The organism is Chitinimonas naiadis, from assembly GCF_054780835.1.
In genome coordinates this window covers 1,182,957-1,202,482 of the sequence record NZ_BAAGVO010000004.1, presented here as the reverse complement: position 1 = coordinate 1,202,482, position 19,526 = coordinate 1,182,957, and the positions used below count along the sequence as shown (strand labels likewise).

Below are 19,526 nucleotides of genomic sequence, written 5' to 3'. Positions count from 1 at the left end.
CGGGTTGTCTGGCTGCCGCGTAGCGGCGGCGCGTCAATCGACTATAGGGCGAGCGAGGGTGGTTTTCCAGCATGCCCTTGCCACGGTTATCATCTTGCCTACCCTGGCGATGATGCTGGGATACGACAAGGCTGGAGCACGACGAATGGATGGACCGCTGCGCCGAACCGAACTGGGCAACCGTACCTTGCAGGAGCGCGAGGCGGGCAAGCGTTTACCGGCGCGGCTGCGCAGCCTGCTGTTGCAGGTGGATGGCGAGCGTACCGGTCTGGCGCTGAAGGCGCTGGCGGCGAGCCTGGGGATGCCGGACGACAGTCTGGCGGAACTGGTGTCGCGGCAGTTGATCGAGCCTGCGTCCGGGGAATCCGGCGTTACGGTGGCTCCCGTAGACCATGAACAGCCCGATGCCGTTGTCGCTGCTGAGATAACCGACAACCCGCCGATCGAGACGCCTGCCGCACCGATGAGCGAGCGGGAGGCCTTGATGGCGGCCTTGTCCGTGTCGATCAGCGAGACGCGCCTGCTGGTGCCGGCGCCGGTGCTTGCATCGCCCGCCGCAACGGATAACCCGGCGGAAGCCGACCTGCCGCCAAGAATCCGGAATGCACGTGACAAGATGCTGGGGGTAGCGGCGATGATCGCCGGTCTGCCGGGCCTGGATATGCGGCAGCAGATCCGTGAATGCCGGGATGTCGAGACCCTGCATGCGGCCTATGCCAAATTACGGCTGGTCATGCGGCATGGTTACCGGGGAGATGACGTGGACCGGATACTGGACCCGATCAAGCGGATGTTGCCGCAGCTGCCGGCATCTGAAACCTAGCGCGGGCTCCATATCATCTCCACGGTAAGGCGGGTACGTGAATGACAACAGCCCACGGTGGTCGCGGGCTGTTAGTCGGCTGCCAGGTTGCGGTAGCGCGGGACTAGGCTTCCGGTCGTTCTTCGGCCCAATGCGCTTCTGCCGCTGCAGGCCCTTCTTCCACCGTTTGCGTCGCTTCTGCCCCTTGTGTCTCTTCTGCTGCTTGCATTGCTTCAGCCTGCTCGGCTTCTGGCTGCGATGTTTCCTGCTGTGCCTCGCGCGTGGCCTCGGTCTGGCTGGCTGCGGCGAGGTTTTTCTTGCGCAGGGCCCGTACCCGTTCCAGGAACTTGGTGAAGGTGGCGCGTTCCTCCGGGAAGTGGATCAACCCCTCCTGGAAAGCAGCCTCGGCTGCGGCGAGCTGCTCTAGTTGCATCAGGCATTCGCCCTTGCTGAGGAAGGCCACCATGCCGTGGGGGTTCACCTTCAGGGAAAGCTCGAAGTCGGCAATGGCTTCCTTGTAGCGACCGAGCTGCATCTGGGCCAGGCCGCGGTTGTCGATTGCCTCGTAGAACAATGGGAACAGCTCGATCGCCTTGCCGTACTCGACGATGGCGGCCTTGAACTTCGCGTCTTCCTCGCGCAGCTTGTTGGCGCGGCGGAAGTGCTCGTTGGCCTCGTGGACAATGTCCTTGGCGCTCTGGCCGGTCAGGCTGACATAGCGCGGAAAATCGGTGTGCTTGAAGTACTCGACCAAGGGGACCAGCTCGTCGGTGGTCGGCGTCTTGCTACCGATGGATTCCCAGCCCTCGTTGAAACTGCTGGCCAGTATGGGTGCATGCGGCAGCAGCACGCTCGCCTGTTGCAAGGCGTCTGGCGTGGGCTTCTCGTCCGTGGTGGTGTAGGTCAAGCAGTGGGCGGTGGCGCTGCCATCGGGCAGTTTGTCGACCGCAAGTATCTTGACCGTCGTCCAGCCTTCTTCACTGTGCTGGGTGATCAGATCACCGGCCTTGAGCGGAAGATCCTGGCCTTCCCGGGCCTGGTTGCCCGTCAGCGTGAGGGCCGACAGCGTATTGGAGACATACTGGCCGGCGGCGCTGAAGACAGAAGCGATACGATTGGTCATAGGGCCTGTATTCAAAGTGAGCGGGATAGCTTGCTTTATACGTCACTTTTTATGAATACGGCATGAATTAATGCTGATCGCATAATTCAGTGTGCGCTAATGTTGTATCCCGTTCGCAGCAGGCCTTATACAGACTCGATTTGCTGGCCGGTCAGCGCCATTTGCTGCTTGCGTGACAAGCCATGCAAGGCCTTGCGATAGGACCATGTCACCAGCTCCTGCAGGTAGTCCTCGGGAAAGCTGCCGACCTTGACGATGGTCACCCAATGGAACCGCCCCATATAGCGTGCAGGCTTGACGCCGGGGATATCCGTCAGCTCCAGGAACCGCTCCGGCGTGGCGCGGAAGCTGAAGCGCCAGCGCTCCGGATCAGACAATTTGAAGTAGGCGAACTGCTTGTCGCCTATCGAATACACCAGCACATTGCCGGGCGGGCCATAGGTCTTGCTGGTCGCGCCGGGAAACTGGCCGCAGAAGTGCTGCAGTGCTTCGGTATCCATGGGCTTCCCTCGGCGGTTGTCGAAGCCCGGCAATGTACACCGATCCCTGTCTGGAAAAATATTGCAACCAAATGGTTGCATTTTGAATGGGGTGGTTCCAGAATGAAAAAACGCAACCAAATGGTTGCTTTTAAAGGAGCCGGATCATGAGCCATTATCAGCAGCAACTGATCATCGAAGCAAGCCCCGCCGCCGTCTATGCCGCCCTGACCACGCCCGAAGGCCTGCGCGGCTGGTGGACGGAGGATTGCGACGTCGCCACCCAGGCCGGCGGCATGCTGAAGTTCCGTTTTGGACCCAACCAGAAGGCCATGCGCATCGAAAAGCTGGAGCCGGGCCGGCTGGTGCACTGGCGTTGCACCGAAGCGCACCTCGCCCGCGACGAGTTCTCGCACAAGGATGAATGGGTGGGGACCGAGCTGAGCTTTCAGTTGGCTCCGGCAGGAGAGGGCCGTACCCGGCTGGATTTTGCGCACCTCGGCCTGGTCCCGACGCTGGAGTGCTACGAGCTATGTCATCGCGGCTGGCAGCATTTCATGGGCAGCCTGCAACAGTATCTGCAGAAAGGTCGCGGCACGCCGTATGAGCTGGCGCCGGACGGTGCAAAATGCGTGCACTGACGCGCTGAACAAAACCTTCTGGCGTTGCGGTGCCTTGGCGGTATGGTCCGCGCTTGCACGCCACGCCAGAACCGCTACGCTGAATTTTTCTGGTGGTTTTGAAGATCAAGGAAAGCAATATGGAACAGGGATCGGCTACGGATCGCATCGAGCGCAAGATCGTCATCCAGGCGCCGCGCGAGCGGGTGTGGCGGGCGCTCGCCAGTGCTGAGGAGTTCGGCAACTGGTTCGGCGCCAGCATCCAGGACCAGACCTTTGCGCCCGGCAAGCGGGTACGGGGCCAGGTGACGGTGTGCGGGCATGAACATGTCTATTTCGATGTAGTGGTCGAACGCATGGAGCCGCCAACGCTGTTCTCCTACCGCTGGCATCCGTCACCCATCGACCCGGCCGTGGACTACGAGCTGGAAGAGCCGACGCTGGTGACCTTCACCCTGCAGGAGATGGCCGACAAGACGACACTCCTGACGGTGGTGGAAACCGGCTTCGACAAGCTGCCACCACACCGCCGGCTGGAAGCCTTCCGCATGAACAACAACGGCTGGGACGCCAAGGTGAAGTGCATTGCCAACCATGTCATCCAGTAAACAAACAGGCCAGGGGGCCGGTGTCTCCGCCATCGTGCAGGCGAGCGGCACGCTGGCCCATATCTTCGCCGCCCTGGGCGACCCGACGCGTCTGAAGCTCGTTGCCGTGCTCTGTGCCGGCGGTGCGTTTTCCATTGCCCAGCTCACCGCCAGTACCGAGATCAGTCGGCAGGGGGTGACCAAGCATTTGCAGGTACTGGCGGATGCCGGCGTGGTGCGCGACATCAAGCTTGGCAGGGAGCGGCTGTGGCAGTTGGAGCCGGGACAGATCGAGGAAGCCCGCCGCACGCTGGAGATCATCGGCCAGCAGTGGGAGGTTGCGCTGGGCAAGCTTAAGGCGTTTGTGGAAGGCGCCTGAACGGTTCCGTTACGTGTCTTTTCAGATCAACCTATAAGGAGGATGGACATGAAATACCTGGGAAGCTGCCATTGCGGCAGGATCAAGTTCGAGGTCGAAGGCGAGATCGAATCGGCCACCTCATGCAACTGTTCGATGTGCCAGCGCAAGGGCACGCTGATGTGGTTCGTGCCGCGTAGCGCGCTACGCCTGCTGACACCGGAAGAAAATCTGAGCACCTACCTCTTCAACAAGCACAAGATCCAGCATCGTTTCTGCGCCAACTGCGGCATCCACCCCTATGGCGAGGCCGCCGCCCCGAATGGCGAGGAGATGGCGGCCGTCAATCTCCGCTGCATCGAGGACATCGACCCGACGGCCTTCCCGGTCCATCACTACGATGGCAGGGCGCTCTGATCGTCAGGGAAATACGGCGCAATGCCCTGCGGGGATTGCGCCCTATGAGGTCGTTGTGCGAGCCGGAAAATGAAAGACATGATGAAGCCGTTGAAAGACATCCGCTATTTCGAGTGTACCGAGGTCCCGGGGCCGGGGAGGGAGATGCCCGGGTCGTCGGGTGCCTTGATCGCCATTCCCAAGACGGCCGCTATTCTCGGACAACGGATTGCCTGCCTGCTGGAGGCGGAAGGTTTCTCCGTGGGGGCATACGACCATGTCTATATCGCCTTCACCCCCAGCCTGCCGGTGGGCGAGGTGGTGCCGACTGATTTCGGTTATGAGCGCTGGCAGCGCTATACGGCCTATGGTCTGCCTGCGGATTTCAACGCACTGTCGGACGAGGCCAAGTACCAGCGCATACAGGATGCTACCTTCGAGGTGCTCGCTGCGCTGCGACCGGAGGACCAGCCCATCCTGGCAGGCGTGAGAGCACGTCTCGAAGCCGACGGTGAGCGGACGCGCATACTCCGCGCCAGCAAGGACACCAAGGCTTACCGATTCGAAGTCTGGTTCGATATCCCGCGGTGGCGATCGACCGCGCATCTCTATGTGCTGGCACGGGACAAGGCCAGCGGCACGGTGCTGGCAGCGCCGCCTTTTCCGCTCAAGGATTACGAGGATGTATTCCCGCTGGTGGCGGGCATCACCTTCGTCAAGGAGGTGCTGACCCTCAAACCACGCCCCTCCTTCAATGCCGGCCTGTCTACCCGGCATTACGCGACGCCCATCCAGTTCCCGCTGTCGGCATTCGTTCCCCTGGCTTGAGATCAAGCCAGGTCTTCCCATTTGGCGTTGAGGGCGGGACGGCGGGATGGTGTATCCACCCACGCCCTTGACGGAGACGGCCGGCCTGTCCCCCGTAGGGGACAAGAAGCCTTACAGTGCTGGCCTATCCTTGTTCACCCAGGCCTGTACCGATGGCCGTTGCCATTGCCGCTTCGCGTAGTCGGCCAGCTTGGCCGGTACGGCGTCGCCGTTCAGTACCAGCCGGTTGAGCATGAGCGCGAGGTCGACGTCGGCAATGCACCAGTCGTCGCACAGGTAGTCCGCACCGTCCTTCAGGAGCGCATCGGCCGCTGCAAACAGCTTGGCGGCGGACACTTGTGCGTCGGCCGAGAGCGGGGTGCTGCTGGGGCGGTAGAACACCACTTCGGTTGAGCGCTCGTTACGGATCGGCATCAGGTCGCTACGTATCCAGGCCTGCACCTGCCGGGCGCGGGCGCGTTGCCGCGGGTCCGCCGGGTAGAGCGATGCGCCGGGGAAAACCTCACTGATGTATTCGGTAATGGCGGAGGATTCCGACAGGGCAAAGCCATCGTGCACCAGTGTCGGCACGCGCTGGGTCAACGAGGTCGCGGCGTAGGCCGGGTCGCGATACTGCGCAGTGGCAAGGTCCAGGGTCTTCAGCTCGAACGACAGTCCCTTCTCCTGCAGGGCGACAAAGGCCGACATGGCGTAGGGGCTGATGTAACGGTTATCGGTGTAGAGCGTCAGGGTGGGAGTTGTCACAATGAGGTCCTGTTGGAGAGAGGTCGGCCCTGATTGTGCACTGCCGGCGATGATCCGCAAATCGTCTTCTATGGCGATCGCGAAAGCGAGCGCCCACGCGCCCGTCAGCGCGGCCAGGCCGGCGTGACGACGCGTTCCGTCTCGCTCACATAGGGGCTATCGAGCTCGCGGGAGAACAGTTTTTCCAGCTTGAACCGGAGCTGGGCAAGGTTGATCACTTCCTGCGCGGCCAGTTCCGTGATCGCGTCCCGCTCCTGCCCTGGGTGCTGGCCGAAGTAACGCTGGCAGGCCTCAAGCAGGCGTGCCGATTGAATGGGGAAGGAGGTCGCGAGGGCCAGCGCTGCCAGCCGGAACACCTGCGCCTCCCTGGCGTTTTCAGGCGTGAAGTCGTGCGCAAGCCCTGCCCTGGCACAGCGGTCCAGAAGCCGGTCATCCAGCGCCAACGAATGAAATTGCGATGCCATGGAACGTACCTCGGCACGTCAGGTAAAGAAGCGCGGGACGGCGCGCTTCGCCCGTTTTTCACTCTAATGCAGGCCACTAAGGCCTATCCAGGCTTAGCGCGCGGCACCCAGCGTCAGCGTACAGATCCAGTCCTTGATCAGCGCGATATGCTGCTGTTCCTGTTTGAGCGCCTCTTGGAAATCTTCCGCCATGAAGGTCAGCCCGACCTGTTCGGTCAGCTTGACCAGCAGCTCCCAGCCCGCGCTATCGGCCAGTTCGGTCGATAGCAGCGCGCTCAGGCGGGATTCAAATCCCGCGTGCGGCACCGTCATCATCTGCGCGGCGGTACTGAATGAGATCGTGCTGAGATCATCTGCCGACGCATGAGGCGGGGTAGGGCTGCCCAGGTAATCCAGCGCCTGTTCCAGCAAGATGGCGTGCATAGCTTTTTCCTGCTGGATGCGGCGCAGGCTATCGGGCGGGGTTTCCGCCTTGGCGCCGCTGCAGAGGCTGCCGGCACGGCGCAACATGTCGAGGCACGCTTCGTCCATGCCGGAGCCGTATCTTGAGACCAGCAGGTCGTACAGGTGCGAGCCGGCCGCCACTGCCGCCAGCCGCTCTGCAAGCTTTTCGATCAGCACCGGTGGTACATCCAGCACATGGGTCAGCACGGGTATGGCATCGGCGATCTCTGCCAACCCCCGTCCACCGACCAGGAAGTCCGCCGCCTGGGCCTCGTCCCTTTGTGGATGGATAGGCCGGTCACTCAGGGGTGGGAGCCCATGGGGCTGAAGCGGAATCGCCGGGATGTCGTTCTGCGGGACTTTTGCGATTTGAGTTTGCATGGCGGGCTTTCTGGTAGATCCGGCTGGCCGCGCGGGGCTTGCGCGGGTGCCGGGATGCCTCCATTCAGCAAACTCCGGGCCAGCTCTTGGCAGATCCAGGCGTAGCAGCCCGTAACCCGCCTGGAGTGGGCGAGGCAAGGCGCTGCGCGTGTAAGAAAGGGATACCGGTTTTTCCTTCTTACCAAACGCCGGAGGTGAGGTGCCACCACCAAGGACGGGGTGCCTTAGGGCAGGCCGCTTGCGGATAGGGAACGGGGTTTGCTCGGAGGTGGATATCGTCCCTTCACGCTCACCGCATCTGCGATGTCAGGCTGTGTCTGGGGCCTCCCTGCTGCGGAGTACCCGAAATGCCAACCCATCAATACGAAGGCTTCCATCCCGAATTACTGGCCGAGTTCCTGTGCCAGCGGCTGGCGTTCGAACATACCTGCATCGAACTGCACGATGCGTTTGTCGCAAAGTATTTGTTTTGTGTTCCGCTTTCCCTCGCCATGCTGGCAACCACCCCTGCCACCTGGGCGGTGGAGCGCGGGGTGATGCCGCTGTGCATCCTGCGGGAACTACGCGGCGGCAAGCAGGCCTTTCTTGATCTGATCTCGGAGACGCTCTCTACCCTTGAGATTGCGCCCGGCTCCCCCTTGCACCATGCCGACGATGCGATTGCCACGGCGGCCGATGCCCTTGCCCTGGTACGGGACGACCGCACCGAGCTGACATCCAGCCTGTCGGTACTGGTCGTGGCCGAGAGCATGGAGAGCGTCAGCCTGCAATTGCTGGTCGATCTGCTCAAGCAACTACGTGAGTACCGTTTGGCCCATCGCTTCCAAGGCGCCATCTACATGAAGCAGGTCCACCTCACGCTGATGATCCGCTGGCTCGACATCATGTCGATGTCCGCCAGTGTGGGGCGCTGATCCGCTAGCCGTACCCTCTCCCCGGCCGATCAAAAAATTGCCCCGCATGTGCGGGGCAAATATTGCGCGACAGGTGCGCAGGAAGTGCAAGCAGAAGCTTGCGGGGGAGACACGGGTGGGTGTTCAGTCAGTGCGTAAAGCATGCCGCATCGGCGATATAGCCCTGGTAGCCATCCAGGACGCCCACCTCCGGTAACTCCTCCGCATCCGGCGCGCGGCGCGCAGCCTGATAGATATAGCGAGTGATAGGCGCGCGACCGGCAGATTGCCGGTGCTTTGGCGTGGGCGCATCCAAGGTCTTGCAGGTGGTGGCGTGGGTGCTCATGCATACCTCCTGAAACGGATGTTATCGGGGGTGATAATGCGGGTTCAGCAAGCCGCATACCAGACGGCGCTATCTGCCTGTCCGCCCCCACCTTCAGGCCGGGCAAGGCCAGGGATGCGGCACTGATGTGCCGGTCATTGCAGAAATTACACGACGCTGTGCGGGCTTTGCATGGCTGCATCTTTCCATCGGCCCGCGGCAAGGATCACTGACGGATTAAACGTGCAAAGAAAAGCCCCCGTGGACGGGGGCGGAGGCCATGGAACAGGAGTGGGAGGAACCCAGACCATGGGCCGGTTTGCCTGGAGTGTTCAGCGCGCCGACGCGATGATCGTTTGCAAGATTGATGCCTGGCCGATTGCAACGAGCATGGTTCCCCCGCGAGCGGGCGTGCGGTATCCGCTGCCTTCGGGCACGGGGAACGGCGCTTGCTGTGTCAGGACGAGTCAATACGCTGATACGAAAAAGCGAGGGAACCATGCAAAATCTGGCAGGCAAACAACAGGATGGCTACAGTGCTTCCGCCCGGTATCTGGAGGACATCAGCCATGGCTGGCTGAACGAGGTATGGGCTTGGAGCAATGGCTCGGCCCTGGCTGAATACGAAGGTTCGCGCATGGTGGTCGGGCATGGCGGTTCGGCTTCCTGGCCGGTCATGCAGCAGCCGGCAGATCAGTCGTTCGATGCTGCAGGACAGGATGAATCGGCCCGCGGTGGGGACGCAAGCGGTCAGCCATGATGGCTCTGCACTGGTTGGTTCCGTGGCCTCACGCTGGGCGGGGTACACGTGTCATACCGCAGGGTAGGCCGACGTCTGCCCTGCGGCGCACACCACCTACTTCCGCTGGCTCCGGTCCTTGATGCGTTCGGCTGCTTCGCCGTCGCCGCCCATGGTGCTGCTGCCTTTCATGCGGCCGGCTTCCCGGTCACGCTCGGATTGATCCCCGCCACGGCTGGCCGTCGTACTACTACCACTACTACCCTTGCCAGCCTGGCTGCGTTTACCGCCGCCGGGTTGTGCGCTGCCGGTGATGGCGGCCCGGTGCATGCCCGCGGTGGCACGCTCCTGGCGTGCGGCTTCCCGGGCCAGCTCCGTGTCGAACTCCTGTACCAGGTCGCACGGAGGATGCGGTTGGTCATCCGGGGCGGCCTGGCTGTTCTGGCGAGCTGGGCCATGGCTATCGAAGCTGGCGTGGCCGTTATGCAGCTTGGTGCGGGATGGGTCGTTTGCCATGATCTTGTCCTTGTGATGGGCGCGCTGTGATCCTTCGTACCCAGGCAGGGATCAGCGGCGGCGAAGGGAGCCTGGGTGTATGGGAGATGGGCAAAGCCCGTGCCCTACGCGCAGCGCGGTGGATCAATGCGAAAACTACAGCGGGCGAGTGCCGGAATTGAGATGCTGATCGAAGGGGTCGGAGATGCCGGTGATGGCGTTGCTGGCCCCGGCCATTTCGCCGGCATTGGCCATGTCGGCCAGGAAGCTGCCATCCTGATCCAGGATGACCATCCCGAAGGCCTGGACATAGAAGTTGGCCAGGGTGGCGGGGTTCTGGCAAAAGAGGATCGCCCGGCGGTGTGATTTGGCGGCGCTGGCCTGTGTGGTGAAAAGGGGCGAAGGCAGGGCAAGGCGTGAGCGCGACGGTCGTAGCGTTGGTGTCACGCCACCTTAGCCAGGTTTGTAGGCCATTACGGTAACAATCTCGGGAACATCAGTTCTGGCTGGCAAGTGCCCTGGCCATCTCCAGGTGATGCCTCAATGGCGGCAGTGACTTCTGCGCCAGGGCCTGCAGTTTTTTATCTTGGTCGTTACCGGCCTGCCGCTCGAACAAGGCCACGGTTTCTTCATGTCCCTTCAATGCGGCCTCAGCATAGGCCTGATCAAAGTCAGCGCCGTGCAAGCCTTCCAGCTTGTCGATCACGCTGGCCTCCGGCTGCCTGGCGCGCGGCGTGATGCCACTGGCCTTGGCGGCGGCCCGCACGGCACGGTTCAGCCTCGCATGGTCGCCGATCATCTGCTGCGCATAAGCCTTGATCCTGGCGTTGGTGGACTTTATGGCAACCAGCTCGCTGGCAGCGATTTCCGTGAGGCAGGACTGGATAGCCTGATCCACGAAGCTCTGGTCTTCCAGCCTTGCCGGGACCGTCTCGGTCCTCACGGTTGCCGCGTCGGGCGAGGTGGCGGGTTGCTTCTCGTTCGCCGCACCCGACATGGACAACAGGAACAAGGCAAGGAGTGTGAGCTTCATTCAGGGGGCTCCGGTCAGCGGCGGGAAGCGGCAGGTGCGTGCGGGTTGCGCGCATGAAAAACGCGAGGTCGGACCTCGCGTTGATGACGCTACTGCTTAGCGACTATTTCTTGTTGTCGCTTGGGCTGCGCTTGCCTTCACCGCGGGTTTCCTTATCCCCCTGCGTCTTGCCTGAGCCGGTGGTGGCGTTGCGTTTGGTATCAGCCGGTTTGCTCTGACTGCTTTGACCACTCTTGCCTTGGTTGTTCGAAGCCATTTCAATGTCCTTTCTACTATCTGGAAAAAGGTCCACATACGGAAAATGGACCCACTATCGCGGCAAGACAGAATGGCAAATGACGTGCCCGGGGCGGAAGGGAGGCAGGGAGTAGGGGGGCCGAAAACAGGCGTTGCGAGCTCCGCCTTCGGCCACCCAACCTGAAGGGGAAGCAACAGGTCGGGCCTAGCCCCTGCCGTGCAGGCACGGCGACTTGATCGTAGCTCATTTCATGCCAGATGGATAAATACAATCATGGCCCGCTTATCGGGGCTGGCGAATGCAGCAAATGCCCAGCGCGATGTAGGTTTTACCTGGCGTGCGGCTTACTTGCTGGCCCGTGAGATCGCCATATTGATCGCGCCCTGGATCTCGCTCATTTCGACCGGCTTGATCAGATGCATATCAAACCCGGCCGCGAGCGAATGCTCGATGTCGGTGAGCTGTCCGAATCCCGTCATGGCCACCATGACCGGCCTGGGTTGCCGTTGCGACAGTCGCAATTGGCGCAATACCTCAAAGCCATTCATCTCCGGCATCGCAATATCCAGCAGGACCAGGTGGGGCGCGAAGTCATGGGCGACATCCAGCCCGGGTGCGCCCGCGTAGGCTGTCCGTACCATGTGGCCCGCGTACTGCAGGAGGATAGCAAGGCTATCGGTGGAGTCCCGATTGTCGTCGATGATCAGTATCCGGATCTGCGGGCTGGCGTAGCCGGTGTTGCTGTCGCCCGGGGCCTCGGTCGTCGCGGCAGCCGGAGGGAGGGGGAGATGCAGCGAGAACATGCTGCCTTTCCCCAGGCCAGGGCTGCTGGCGGCGATACGGCCGCCGTGGAGCATGGCAAGCGAGCGGCACAGGCTCAGGCCCAGCCCCAGGCCGGCCTCGTGGGATTTGCCGCCGTGATCCTCCTGGACGAAGAGATCGAAGATCGATTCGAGCATCGATTCGGAAATCCCGCAGCCCTGATCCTCGACGCTGACCAGTACCGCCTTGCTATCCAGTGCGATCCGTACCGTGATGACGGAACCGCTGGGAGAAAACTTCGAGGCGTTGTTCAGCAGGTTCTGCACGACCTGCACCAGGCGTATCTTGTCGGCCTGCAGGATGATGGGTGCCCGCGGGGCCTCGACACGGACCTGCTGTTGCCGACTCTCGGTCAGGGGCCGGGCGGCCTCGATGCTCATGGCGATGATATCGGCCAGCTCGACCTGTTCGAGCTGCAGCAGCAACTTGCCGGTGGTGATCCGGCCGATATCGAGCAGATCATCCACCAGGCGGGTCAGGTGGGTGAGCTGGCGGTCTATCAGGTCCCGCGCCTGTGCAATCTCGGGGCTGATGGTGCGCGTCAGTTGCATCAGGCTGACGGCATTGCGGATAGGCGCCAGCGGGTTGCGCAATTCGTGGGCGAGCGTGGCCAGGAACTGGCTGATCAGGCGGCTGGAATTTTCCAGTTCCTCCAGGCGCTTGCGATCGCTCATATCGCGGGTGACCTTCGCGAACCCGGTCAGATTGCCGGCCTCGTCCCGCAGGGCCGTGATCACGACATTGGCCCAGAAGGTCGAACCATCCTTGCGGATGCGCCAGCCTTCGTCCTCCACCCGGCCGGAGCGGATGGCCTCTGCCAGCTCCCGCGTGGGCTTGTCTGCCGCATTGTCCTCGGCATTGTAGAAGCTCGAGAAATGCCGGCCGATGATCTCTTCGGGCTGATAACCCTTGATACGAATGGCGCCTGCGTTCCAACTGGTGATATAGCCTTCCGGATCAAGCATGAAGATGGCGTAGTCCTTGACGCTCTCCACCAGCCGGCGGAAACGTTCCTCGCTCTGATGTAGCTTCGCTTCTTCCTGATGCTTGGGCGAGAGATCGTAGAGCCGGAACACAAAACCCTGCGGCGCGCCGGCTGGTGCATGCAGGGCGTTGACGTTGATCCGCGCCAGGAAGGTGGAGCCGTCCTTACGCAGGCGGCGGCCTTCGTCGTCGGCGCGCCCAGCTTCGGTAACCTGGGCGAGCGTGCGGGCCGGCAGCTCCTGCTGGATGGCTGCCGCCGTGTAGAGCACCGAATGCTGCCGGCCGATGATGTCATCCTCCTGGTAGCCGAAGATGGCCTCGGCGCCTGCGTTCCAGCTACGAATCCGCCCGTCCGGGTCGACAATATAGATCGCATGGTCGAGCATGGATTCGACCACCAGGCGATAAAATTCCTCGTCGTTGTTGAGCGGCGGGACCGCTTGTTCGGGTATCGGCATGGTGCGGTGCTATTTCGTGGTTGGCAGTTTGCGGGTCTGGCTACAAGCACAGGTCCAGCCGAGGGACCCTAAAGCAAGGCAGATGCCAGCTAGGGCTATAGCCTCGCCAGCGGTTACGCCGGCTGTTAATTCACGGATGCCGCCGTGCTCCGCTGGTTGCTACCCGTTATCCTGGGGATGCCGGTAGGCCCGGCTTCGCGTACATTGCCTGCCTCGCAGGGTGGGACCACCGGCCTGCCCGATCTACCGTGCAATACAAGCAAGGAACACCATGCGTTACCTGTTTTTGGGCCTGATGGCGCTCCTCCTGGGGGCGTGCAGCCTGGCCCCGACGACGAGCAAGGTCGTCCGCTTCGATCATCCGCCCAGTGAGGCGGACCTGGGCATCCTGCAGACGCGTGTCCTGCAGGCGACGGGCGAGAAAGCCCGCTGGCTGCCGCTGGAGCCGGGCGCCTACCGTCTGAGCAGCTATGCCTTGCCGCCGGACGAAAGTCTCAACTATCTGTTCAACCACCAAGGTGTGTTCCGCGCGCTGGCGCCGGACGGCCAGGTGCTGCTGACGGCAGGGCAGGTGGCCGAGATGCTGGCCAAGGCCACCGAGGACGGCCGTACCGTCTTTCATTTCGCGCTGACGCACGAGGGGGTCGATCATCTGGCGGCTTTCGCCCAGGCCAACCCGGACAAGACCCTGCGCTTTGTGCTGGATGACGAGCTATTGGCCGAGGTACCGATAGGCGGCCTGGTGCAGGCCGGCAAGATCCAGCTCACGCTTGCACGGCCGCCGGCCCAGGCTGGCTTGACGGCCGTGGTGCTGCGTACCGGCAGCCTGTCGGCGCCGATCAAACTACGCTCCATTGCACCGGGTGAAGCTGCAAACGCCTAGAGATATTGGAACCGCCGACCTGGCATGTGCATCGTGGCGCCAGACCGCACTGACGGTGGCCTGGCCCGGTGCGGTTCTACATCGCGGGAATGGTAGTTGCCCACCATCGGGGTAGCGGCGTTACCCGGACGCCGTACCCGATGGAGGACGCAAGATGCCCACCACGCGAGCCCACAAGGCGACTGCCGCCAATAGAGCCACCACCCGCAAGCAGACCGAGCCCGATGCCATCGAGCTGCTGAAGGCCGACCACAAGCAGGTCAAGAAGCTGTTCAAGGACTACGACAAGCTGATCGATAAGGGGGATGCCCGGCAGCGTGCGGCGCTGGTCCGGCAGATCTGCCAGGAACTGATCGTCCACACCGAGGTGGAGGAAAGCATCTTCTATCCGGCCCTGCGGCAGGAGGACGACACCGACCGGCTGCTCGACGAAGCGTTGGTCGAACATGCAGGGGCCAAGGCATTGATCGCCCAGCTCGGCGACATGAAGCCCAGCGACCCGCTCTATGACGCGAAGGTGATCGTACTGGGCGAGTACATCAACCATCACGTCAAGGAAGAAGAAACCGAGATGTTCCCGCTGGCGGCCAAGAAGAAACTCGACCTCGCAGAACTGGGCGAGGCCATGAGCCGCAAGAAGGAACAACTGACCAAGGGCGCCAGCAGGCTGTCCTGATTCTCTCCCTGCTTACCCCGGCCCACCGGCGATGCCTGCCCGGTGGGGCAGGGTAGCTCCGCCGCCCGGCTTTCCGGCGGTGTACTTCATCCTGTTGCTTGCCATGCGCCGGTTTTCCTGCGACAACGCCGCCTGTTTGCACGACGCGCACAAGAGCACACCATGAGCACCGAATTACAGATCGAAGATATCCAGGTCGGCGAGGGCAAGGCCGTGGTCAAGGGCGCCTTGATCACCACCCAGTACAACGGCTATCTGGAGGACGGCACCAAGTTCGACTCCTCCTACGACAAGGGCAAGCCCTTCCAGTGCGTGATCGGCTCCGGCCGGGTCATCAAGGGTTGGGATATCGGCCTGATGGGCATGAAGGTCGGCGGCAAACGCAAGCTGTTCGTGCCGGCGCACCTGGGCTATGGCGAGCGGCAGATCGGCGCGCAGATCAAGCCCAATTCCAACCTGATCTTCGAGATCGAACTATTGGAAGTACTGACGCGGGACGACTGAAGACGGCGATCGGTATCGGGGTTGGGACGCCCTCAAGTGCGCAAACCACCCACGATGCCAATGCGGGACGAGGGCAGGGCGTGTAGGGCTGGCAGTGGCTTTCCCATTGGGATTGCGCCGGATTGATCACCACCTTGCTCGTATTTTAGTCTTTTCTTATCAAGCGCTTGAATGGCACTCGTGGTAAGTTACGGCCCCTTTTGTCCCGGCAGGCCCAGACCTGCCGGCTTCTGCACAGATACGCCGTTATGTCCGCCGATACGTTGACCTTCATCTTCTCGCTGCCCCAGGGCAATGCCTACCTGCCCATACGCAATGGCGAGCATCTGCACAAAGCGCATATGCAGGCCTGCGAGGCCAGCGCGCTGGCGTCCGAGCAGGGCGACTATCGCCTGCAGCGCCCCGCGCGGGAAGTGATGGGGTCCACCCGCAACGATTACGCCAACGATTGCATCCGCCGCATGGCCGATCTCTGCTCGCTGCCGGCGCTCGCCTTTCTGGGCGGGGAAGTGTTCGATCGGGTTGTCCATCGCGAGGAACCTGACGGTACCGGCGGTACCTGCCGTGGCGGCGATGAGCGCATCACCACCCTCGACAAGACCAGCCTGACCGTTGCCATGCATGCGCTGCGCTCGCTGCTGAGCTGGACGGCAGCCCAGCCCGAACGGCTGGTCACGGTGATGGCCGGCTGGCGGCTGCAGGATATACAGGAAGCCGTCTACAGCGACGTCGTCTCCACCTGCCCCGCGCTGGACCACGGGCGCATACGCTACGCCGGCGATGGCGACAGCCCGGGCTATGTCTTCGCCTACCTGCGCTCCGTGCTGTGCATACTGGAAGACGCCCACAAGGCAGGTGACGTGGTGGTCTTCTCCTACGCGACGCCCTAGCGCGCTGGCCGGGCATCCTGGTGGAACCAGAGTTCGCTTCGCGTGAGCGGCGTATCCGCCGGCAATAGCGGGTTCTGCAGCTCGATCACCCGGCGCTTGTTCAGGTTCAGCTGCGCGATTGTCCCGTCGTGATAACGCTGGAACAGGGCCTCGAAACTGCCATTCCGGATTGCGGCTTCCAGCCCCTGCTCAATGGCCGTGGCAAGACCCTGATTGTGCTTGTTCACAAAGAAATAGCGCGCAGCGGGGTAGTGCAGCAGCAGGGTCGGTTCGATGGCCAGCCCTTCCGATTGCGAGCTGGCGGCCTCTTCCAGTACCTCAATGACCGAGCGGGGGAAGTAGTCGATCTTGCCGCTGGCCAGCTGCTTGAACAGCCCGTCGTAGCTGGAACTGCCCGTCACCCGATAGCCGTTGAATTGCAGGATTTTCAGATCCGGCCAGTCATAGCCCTGGCCGGCGTTCAAGGTCTTGAGCTGCGATGCTCCACGCACACTGGCGAACCGCGCCAGATCATCCTGCCTCACCAGCGCGACCCGCCAACCCAGCAAGCCCTTGTCGATAGGAATACGGATGGCCAGCAACTGCTGCTCCCGCTCGCGCGAGGTCATGGACCACAACACATGCACCCGCCCGGTGCCGGCCGCGACCTCGGCAATGGACCGGCTCTGGAACATCGTCAGTTCGGAAGGCTGCAGGGTATAGCCCGACCGGCTCTGCGCCAGGGCTAACTTGAGCAGTTCGATAGGAAAGTCGGAGCGCCTATCATCTGCCGTCTCGGGGCGTGGGTAGATGACGGTCTGTGCAGGGCACAGGGTGGCCGCGAACGTCGCCGCTGCCGCCAACGCCAGCGTGATCAGGTAGGGCCGAATGTGCCTGTGCTTGACGCGCACATGAGTCTCCCGCCATGTCGTCGTGCTGGCGTACCGCCCGGTTTCCCCCAGGCTGGCCGCTTAAGCATCCGGACACTGTCGATCCCACTATAGGCAAGGTCGTCGGCTTTTCACGGATATGTCGGCTTGCCTGGGGCCGAGCGGATAGGCGGTAGCAGCCCGTAGCGGCACGAGCCCTGGACGTAATCAGGCCTGGCTGGCCGGCATGGCGGCCAGATCATCCCAGCCCGGCACCCCGCTGAAGCGCGCCACCAGAAAATCCAGCAGGGTCCGCAGGGTGGCCGGCACATGGCGGCGGGACTGATACACCCCCCAGATGATCAGCTCCGGTGGTTGCCAGCCCGGCAGCAGGGCCACCAGTTGCCCGCTGCGTATCAGCGGGCCGACGAGATAGGTCGGCTGCAGCGCAATGCCGGTGCCGGCCAATGCGGCCTGCGTCAGCACGGCGGCGTCGTTGGCGCTCAGGTTGCCGCCGACCGGCACGCTGCTCTCGTCGCCATCCCGCACAAAGCGCCACTCGCCTTTGCCAAAGTTCGAATACGTCAGGCAGTTGTGCCCGGCCAGGTCGGCCGGCTGCTGCGGCCTGCCGCGCTGCGCCAGATAGGCCGGGGCGGCACAGACGACGGAGCGGCAGGGGGCAATACGGCGGGCGACCAGGTTCGGGTCCAGCTCGCCGGCAATGCGGATGGCCAGGTCGATCCGGTCCTCGACCAGGTTGACCGTGCGGTCCCCCACCATCATGTCCACGGTCACTGCCGGGTAGCGGGCGAGGTAATCGCTCACTGCCGCAGCAAGGTGGGCTACGCCGAACGACATGCTGGTGGTGATGCGCAACTGCCCACGCGGCACGTTATCGCGCTGGCCGGAGGCCTGCTGCATATCGGCCGAGAGTTCCAGCATCTGCTGGCAGCGGCCCAGACAGGCCTCGCCCGCCTCGGTCAGCGAAACGCGGCGGGTGGAGCGCTGCAACAGGCGCGTGCCCAGCCATTGTTCCATCTCGGTCACATAGCGGGTCACCATGGCGCGAGACATGTCCAGCGTATCCGCCGCCGCGGTAAAGCTGCCCCGGCGGGCGACTTCCGAGAACACCTGCATGGCGATCAAACGGTCCATATGTGCAATATAAGAAACAATATTGCGCAGTTTGCGCGGTTTATTGGATCGAAACAAGCAACTAAAGTGCGTCCCATCACAACGAAACGGGACCACCAGCATGAAAACTCTCCGCACCCTCGCCCTCACCGCCACCCTTGCCGCCGCAGCCATCGGCAGCGCCTTAGCTGCCGCCACGACCGACGCACCCCTCCAGCTCAAGGTCTACAACGCCGACGGCAACAGCTTTCACGTCAACTCGGTACTGCTGACCGGCAAGCAGGACGCCGTACTGATCGACGCCCAGTTCACCCGCGCCGACGCCCACCGCCTGGTGGCAGAGATCCTGGCCAGCGGCAAGACGCTCAAGACCATCTATGTCAGCCACGGCGACCCGGACTACTACTTTGGCCTGGAAGTGATCAAGGCCGAGTTCCCGGATGCCAAGGTCTACGCCAGCGCCCCGACGGTGGCCTGGATCAAGAACACGGTCGAGAAAAAGCTGGCCTACTGGGGCCCCAAGATGGGCGCCAACGCCCCGCGCAAACCCATCATCCCGGCCGTGCTGCCGGCTGGCGGCCTGAGCCTGGAAGGCCAGAAGCTGGAAGTCGTGGGCCTGGACGGCGATACCCCCGAGCGTAGCTTTGTGTGGGTGCCCTCGATCAAGGCAGTGGTCGGCGGCGTGAACGTCTACGGCGGCCTGCACCTGTGGACGGCCGACGCTGCCACCCAGGAAAAGCGCGCCGCCTGGCAAGCCATCCTGAAGCGCATCGATGCCCTGCACCCGACCACCGTCGTGCCAGGCCATGCGGTATCGCTCAAGGAAGGCGGGATGGACGCCGTCAATTTCAGCACGGGTTACCTGCAGCGCTTTGAGCAGGAGGCCGCACAGGCACCGAACGCCACCGTGCTGATCGAGAAGATGAAGGTCGCCTATCCGGATGCCGGCCTGGGCATCGCGCTGGATATCGGCGCCAAGGTCAGCAAGGGCGAGATGAAGTGGTGAGGTGGGTTTAGCTAAAGTGGGCTTGAAGTCGACGATTTGAAAAGACAAGGCGCGGGGTGATGATCACTCCGCGCCTTTGTCTTTGGTGGGCAAGCTCTCATACGATGACGCTTATGAAATAAAACATTAGCTTTCCTCAATATGGAGGATGCGGCGCACTGCATATGCATGCCATCATCCGCCGCCATTGTGATCCAGGTGCAGCTTGGTACCAGTGCGCGTGCCGATCGCCGCTTCATGCTTTGCCATGCCGTTTTCTATCCAATGCCCCTATCTACTTGCTGGACTATTGAATGAAATATCTTCTGGCTCTTGTGCTCTTCCTCATGACCTCGCTGGTAATGGCAGCAGGGGGAGAAGATCCGAATTACA

The 19,526-nt window shown here is 62.5% G+C and carries 26 protein-coding genes; 13 read left to right on the top strand and 13 right to left on the bottom strand.

Annotated elements, in window-relative coordinates:
• The first annotated feature begins 145 nt into the window (after positions 1-145).
• Positions 146-823: a hypothetical protein gene (locus ACYVHK_RS11835; protein ID WP_460531802.1), complete on the top strand. Its 678-nt coding sequence runs from the start codon at positions 146-148 to the stop codon at positions 821-823.
• A 103-nt stretch (positions 824-926) separates the two neighbouring features.
• Here ACYVHK_RS11835 and ACYVHK_RS11830 read toward each other — a convergent pair whose 3' ends face one another.
• Both ACYVHK_RS11830 and ACYVHK_RS11825 read right to left on the bottom strand, forming a co-directional pair.
• A complete protein-coding gene (locus ACYVHK_RS11830; protein WP_460531799.1) occupies positions 927-1,925 on the bottom strand; it encodes a tetratricopeptide repeat protein in 999 nt (332 codons plus the stop codon).
• Positions 1,926-2,050: 125 nt separating this feature from the next.
• Positions 2,051-2,425, bottom strand: coding sequence for an MmcQ/YjbR family DNA-binding protein (locus ACYVHK_RS11825; protein ID WP_460531796.1), 375 nt, complete (start codon positions 2,423-2,425; stop codon positions 2,051-2,053).
• 146 nt (positions 2,426-2,571) lie between these two features.
• On the opposite strand from ACYVHK_RS11825, the gene ACYVHK_RS11820 reads away from it, so the two are divergent.
• The 5 genes from ACYVHK_RS11820 (at position 2,572) to ACYVHK_RS11800 (ending at position 5,193) form a co-directional block, all read left to right on the top strand.
• Positions 2,572-3,045 (top strand): SRPBCC family protein, encoded by a 474-nt coding sequence (locus ACYVHK_RS11820; protein ID WP_460531793.1) that lies wholly within the window; start codon positions 2,572-2,574, stop codon positions 3,043-3,045.
• A 119-nt stretch (positions 3,046-3,164) separates the two neighbouring features.
• The gene (locus tag ACYVHK_RS11815) at positions 3,165-3,632 is read left to right on the top strand and encodes an SRPBCC family protein (protein WP_460531790.1); all 468 of its coding nucleotides are present in this window, start codon (positions 3,165-3,167) and stop codon (positions 3,630-3,632) included.
• Positions 3,619-3,990, top strand: coding sequence for an ArsR/SmtB family transcription factor (locus ACYVHK_RS11810; protein ID WP_460531787.1), 372 nt, complete (start codon positions 3,619-3,621; stop codon positions 3,988-3,990). The genes ACYVHK_RS11815 and ACYVHK_RS11810 overlap by 14 nt, the downstream gene beginning before the upstream one ends.
• A 48-nt stretch (positions 3,991-4,038) precedes the next feature.
• A complete protein-coding gene (locus ACYVHK_RS11805) occupies positions 4,039-4,386 on the top strand; it encodes a GFA family protein (RefSeq protein WP_460531784.1) in 348 nt (115 codons plus the stop codon).
• Between the two features lie 78 nt (positions 4,387-4,464).
• The gene (locus ACYVHK_RS11800; protein WP_460531781.1) at positions 4,465-5,193 is read left to right on the top strand and encodes a hypothetical protein; all 729 of its coding nucleotides are present in this window, start codon (positions 4,465-4,467) and stop codon (positions 5,191-5,193) included.
• Positions 5,194-5,304: 111 nt separating this feature from the next.
• Here ACYVHK_RS11800 and yfcF read toward each other — a convergent pair whose 3' ends face one another.
• The 3 genes from yfcF to ACYVHK_RS11785 form a co-directional block, all read right to left on the bottom strand.
• Positions 5,305-5,937, bottom strand: a complete 633-nt coding sequence (yfcF, locus tag ACYVHK_RS11795; protein ID WP_460531778.1) for a glutathione transferase — start codon at positions 5,935-5,937, stop codon at positions 5,305-5,307.
• A gap of 104 nt (positions 5,938-6,041) precedes the next feature.
• Positions 6,042-6,401, bottom strand: coding sequence for a hypothetical protein (locus ACYVHK_RS11790; protein WP_460531775.1), 360 nt, complete (start codon positions 6,399-6,401; stop codon positions 6,042-6,044).
• 93 nt (positions 6,402-6,494) lie between these two features.
• Entirely contained in the window at positions 6,495-7,226 is a 732-nt protein-coding gene (locus tag ACYVHK_RS11785) for a hypothetical protein (protein ID WP_460531772.1), read from the bottom strand.
• 347 nt (positions 7,227-7,573) lie between these two features.
• On the opposite strand from ACYVHK_RS11785, the gene ACYVHK_RS11780 reads away from it, so the two are divergent.
• The gene (locus tag ACYVHK_RS11780) at positions 7,574-8,140 is read left to right on the top strand and encodes a hypothetical protein (RefSeq protein WP_460531769.1); all 567 of its coding nucleotides are present in this window, start codon (positions 7,574-7,576) and stop codon (positions 8,138-8,140) included.
• A 127-nt stretch (positions 8,141-8,267) separates the two neighbouring features.
• Here ACYVHK_RS11780 and ACYVHK_RS11775 read toward each other — a convergent pair whose 3' ends face one another.
• Positions 8,268-8,465 (bottom strand): hypothetical protein, encoded by a 198-nt coding sequence (locus ACYVHK_RS11775; RefSeq protein WP_460531767.1) that lies wholly within the window; start codon positions 8,463-8,465, stop codon positions 8,268-8,270.
• A gap of 478 nt (positions 8,466-8,943) precedes the next feature.
• Between ACYVHK_RS11775 and ACYVHK_RS11770 the strand changes: the two genes are divergently transcribed.
• Entirely contained in the window at positions 8,944-9,204 is a 261-nt protein-coding gene (locus ACYVHK_RS11770) for a hypothetical protein (protein ID WP_460531764.1), read from the top strand.
• Between the two features lie 96 nt (positions 9,205-9,300).
• Here ACYVHK_RS11770 and ACYVHK_RS11765 read toward each other — a convergent pair whose 3' ends face one another.
• From ACYVHK_RS11765 to ACYVHK_RS11745, 5 genes are all read right to left on the bottom strand, one after another.
• Positions 9,301-9,699, bottom strand: a complete 399-nt coding sequence (locus ACYVHK_RS11765; protein WP_460531761.1) for a hypothetical protein — start codon at positions 9,697-9,699, stop codon at positions 9,301-9,303.
• Between the two features lie 135 nt (positions 9,700-9,834).
• Complete coding sequence (locus ACYVHK_RS11760; protein WP_460531758.1) at positions 9,835-10,125, bottom strand: hypothetical protein; 291 nt, start codon at positions 10,123-10,125, stop codon at positions 9,835-9,837.
• Positions 10,126-10,174: 49 nt separating this feature from the next.
• Positions 10,175-10,711, bottom strand: coding sequence for a DUF4142 domain-containing protein (locus tag ACYVHK_RS11755; protein ID WP_460531755.1), 537 nt, complete (start codon positions 10,709-10,711; stop codon positions 10,175-10,177).
• Between the two features lie 103 nt (positions 10,712-10,814).
• Positions 10,815-10,967, bottom strand: coding sequence for a hypothetical protein (locus ACYVHK_RS11750; RefSeq protein WP_460531752.1), 153 nt, complete (start codon positions 10,965-10,967; stop codon positions 10,815-10,817).
• A 326-nt stretch (positions 10,968-11,293) separates the two neighbouring features.
• The gene (locus tag ACYVHK_RS11745; protein WP_460531749.1) at positions 11,294-13,213 is read right to left on the bottom strand and encodes a PAS domain S-box protein; all 1,920 of its coding nucleotides are present in this window, start codon (positions 13,211-13,213) and stop codon (positions 11,294-11,296) included.
• Between the two features lie 271 nt (positions 13,214-13,484).
• Here ACYVHK_RS11745 and ACYVHK_RS11740 point away from each other — a divergent pair, with 271 nt between their 5' ends.
• The 4 genes from ACYVHK_RS11740 to ACYVHK_RS11725 all read left to right on the top strand — a co-directional run bounded on the left by ACYVHK_RS11740 (position 13,485) and on the right by ACYVHK_RS11725 (position 16,166).
• The gene (locus ACYVHK_RS11740; protein WP_460531746.1) at positions 13,485-14,096 is read left to right on the top strand and encodes a preprotein translocase subunit SecD family protein; all 612 of its coding nucleotides are present in this window, start codon (positions 13,485-13,487) and stop codon (positions 14,094-14,096) included.
• A 154-nt stretch (positions 14,097-14,250) separates the two neighbouring features.
• Positions 14,251-14,772 (top strand): hemerythrin domain-containing protein, encoded by a 522-nt coding sequence (locus ACYVHK_RS11735; RefSeq protein ID WP_460531743.1) that lies wholly within the window; start codon positions 14,251-14,253, stop codon positions 14,770-14,772.
• A 162-nt stretch (positions 14,773-14,934) separates the two neighbouring features.
• On the top strand, positions 14,935-15,276 hold the full coding sequence (locus ACYVHK_RS11730) for an FKBP-type peptidyl-prolyl cis-trans isomerase (protein WP_460531740.1): 342 nt from the start codon (positions 14,935-14,937) through the stop codon (positions 15,274-15,276).
• A 248-nt stretch (positions 15,277-15,524) separates the two neighbouring features.
• Positions 15,525-16,166, top strand: a complete 642-nt coding sequence (locus ACYVHK_RS11725; protein WP_460531737.1) for a hypothetical protein — start codon at positions 15,525-15,527, stop codon at positions 16,164-16,166.
• Here the strand turns inward: ACYVHK_RS11725 and ACYVHK_RS11720 are convergent.
• Together ACYVHK_RS11720 and ACYVHK_RS11715 are read right to left on the bottom strand one after the other, a co-directional pair.
• Positions 16,163-17,056, bottom strand: a complete 894-nt coding sequence (locus tag ACYVHK_RS11720; RefSeq protein ID WP_460531734.1) for a substrate-binding periplasmic protein — start codon at positions 17,054-17,056, stop codon at positions 16,163-16,165. The two genes, ACYVHK_RS11725 and ACYVHK_RS11720, sit on opposite strands and share 4 nt — an antisense overlap.
• Positions 17,057-17,242: 186 nt before the next feature.
• Positions 17,243-18,169 carry a LysR family transcriptional regulator gene (locus ACYVHK_RS11715; protein ID WP_460531731.1) on the bottom strand — a complete coding sequence of 309 codons (927 nt, stop codon included), beginning with the start codon at positions 18,167-18,169 and terminating at the stop codon, positions 17,243-17,245.
• Between the two features lie 100 nt (positions 18,170-18,269).
• Here ACYVHK_RS11715 and ACYVHK_RS11710 point away from each other — a divergent pair, with 100 nt between their 5' ends.
• Positions 18,270-19,154, top strand: a complete 885-nt coding sequence (locus tag ACYVHK_RS11710) for an MBL fold metallo-hydrolase (RefSeq protein ID WP_460531728.1) — start codon at positions 18,270-18,272, stop codon at positions 19,152-19,154.
• Positions 19,155-19,526: the final 372 nt, after the last annotated feature.

Bases quoted from the DNA above. Each gene is read 5' to 3' on its own strand.
- ACYVHK_RS11830 (WP_460531799.1), bottom strand. From the start codon at position 1,925: ATGACCAATCGTATCGCTTCTGTCTTCAGCGCCGCCGGCCAGTATGTC.
- ACYVHK_RS11750 (WP_460531752.1), bottom strand. From the start codon at position 10,967: ATGGCTTCGAACAACCAAGGCAAGAGTGGTCAAAGCAGTCAGAGCAAA.
- ACYVHK_RS11825 (WP_460531796.1), bottom strand. From the start codon at position 2,425: ATGGATACCGAAGCACTGCAGCACTTCTGCGGCCAGTTTCCCGGCGCG.
- ACYVHK_RS11775 (WP_460531767.1), bottom strand. From the start codon at position 8,465: ATGAGCACCCACGCCACCACCTGCAAGACCTTGGATGCGCCCACGCCA.
- ACYVHK_RS11710 (WP_460531728.1), top strand. From the start codon at position 18,270: ATGAAAACTCTCCGCACCCTCGCCCTCACCGCCACCCTTGCCGCCGCA.
- ACYVHK_RS11835 (WP_460531802.1), top strand. From the start codon at position 146: ATGGATGGACCGCTGCGCCGAACCGAACTGGGCAACCGTACCTTGCAG.
- ACYVHK_RS11715 (WP_460531731.1), bottom strand. From the start codon at position 18,169: ATGGACCGTTTGATCGCCATGCAGGTGTTCTCGGAAGTCGCCCGCCGG.
- ACYVHK_RS11800 (WP_460531781.1), top strand. From the start codon at position 4,465: ATGATGAAGCCGTTGAAAGACATCCGCTATTTCGAGTGTACCGAGGTC.
- ACYVHK_RS11815 (WP_460531790.1), top strand. From the start codon at position 3,165: ATGGAACAGGGATCGGCTACGGATCGCATCGAGCGCAAGATCGTCATC.
- ACYVHK_RS11740 (WP_460531746.1), top strand. From the start codon at position 13,485: ATGCGTTACCTGTTTTTGGGCCTGATGGCGCTCCTCCTGGGGGCGTGC.
- ACYVHK_RS11730 (WP_460531740.1), top strand. From the start codon at position 14,935: ATGAGCACCGAATTACAGATCGAAGATATCCAGGTCGGCGAGGGCAAG.
- ACYVHK_RS11780 (WP_460531769.1), top strand. From the start codon at position 7,574: ATGCCAACCCATCAATACGAAGGCTTCCATCCCGAATTACTGGCCGAG.
- ACYVHK_RS11790 (WP_460531775.1), bottom strand. From the start codon at position 6,401: ATGGCATCGCAATTTCATTCGTTGGCGCTGGATGACCGGCTTCTGGAC.
- ACYVHK_RS11735 (WP_460531743.1), top strand. From the start codon at position 14,251: ATGCCCACCACGCGAGCCCACAAGGCGACTGCCGCCAATAGAGCCACC.
- ACYVHK_RS11810 (WP_460531787.1), top strand. From the start codon at position 3,619: ATGTCATCCAGTAAACAAACAGGCCAGGGGGCCGGTGTCTCCGCCATC.
- ACYVHK_RS11725 (WP_460531737.1), top strand. From the start codon at position 15,525: ATGTCCGCCGATACGTTGACCTTCATCTTCTCGCTGCCCCAGGGCAAT.
- ACYVHK_RS11755 (WP_460531755.1), bottom strand. From the start codon at position 10,711: ATGAAGCTCACACTCCTTGCCTTGTTCCTGTTGTCCATGTCGGGTGCG.
- ACYVHK_RS11785 (WP_460531772.1), bottom strand. From the start codon at position 7,226: ATGCAAACTCAAATCGCAAAAGTCCCGCAGAACGACATCCCGGCGATT.
- ACYVHK_RS11820 (WP_460531793.1), top strand. From the start codon at position 2,572: ATGAGCCATTATCAGCAGCAACTGATCATCGAAGCAAGCCCCGCCGCC.
- ACYVHK_RS11805 (WP_460531784.1), top strand. From the start codon at position 4,039: ATGAAATACCTGGGAAGCTGCCATTGCGGCAGGATCAAGTTCGAGGTC.
- ACYVHK_RS11765 (WP_460531761.1), bottom strand. From the start codon at position 9,699: ATGGCAAACGACCCATCCCGCACCAAGCTGCATAACGGCCACGCCAGC.
- ACYVHK_RS11745 (WP_460531749.1), bottom strand. From the start codon at position 13,213: ATGCCGATACCCGAACAAGCGGTCCCGCCGCTCAACAACGACGAGGAA.
- ACYVHK_RS11770 (WP_460531764.1), top strand. From the start codon at position 8,944: ATGCAAAATCTGGCAGGCAAACAACAGGATGGCTACAGTGCTTCCGCC.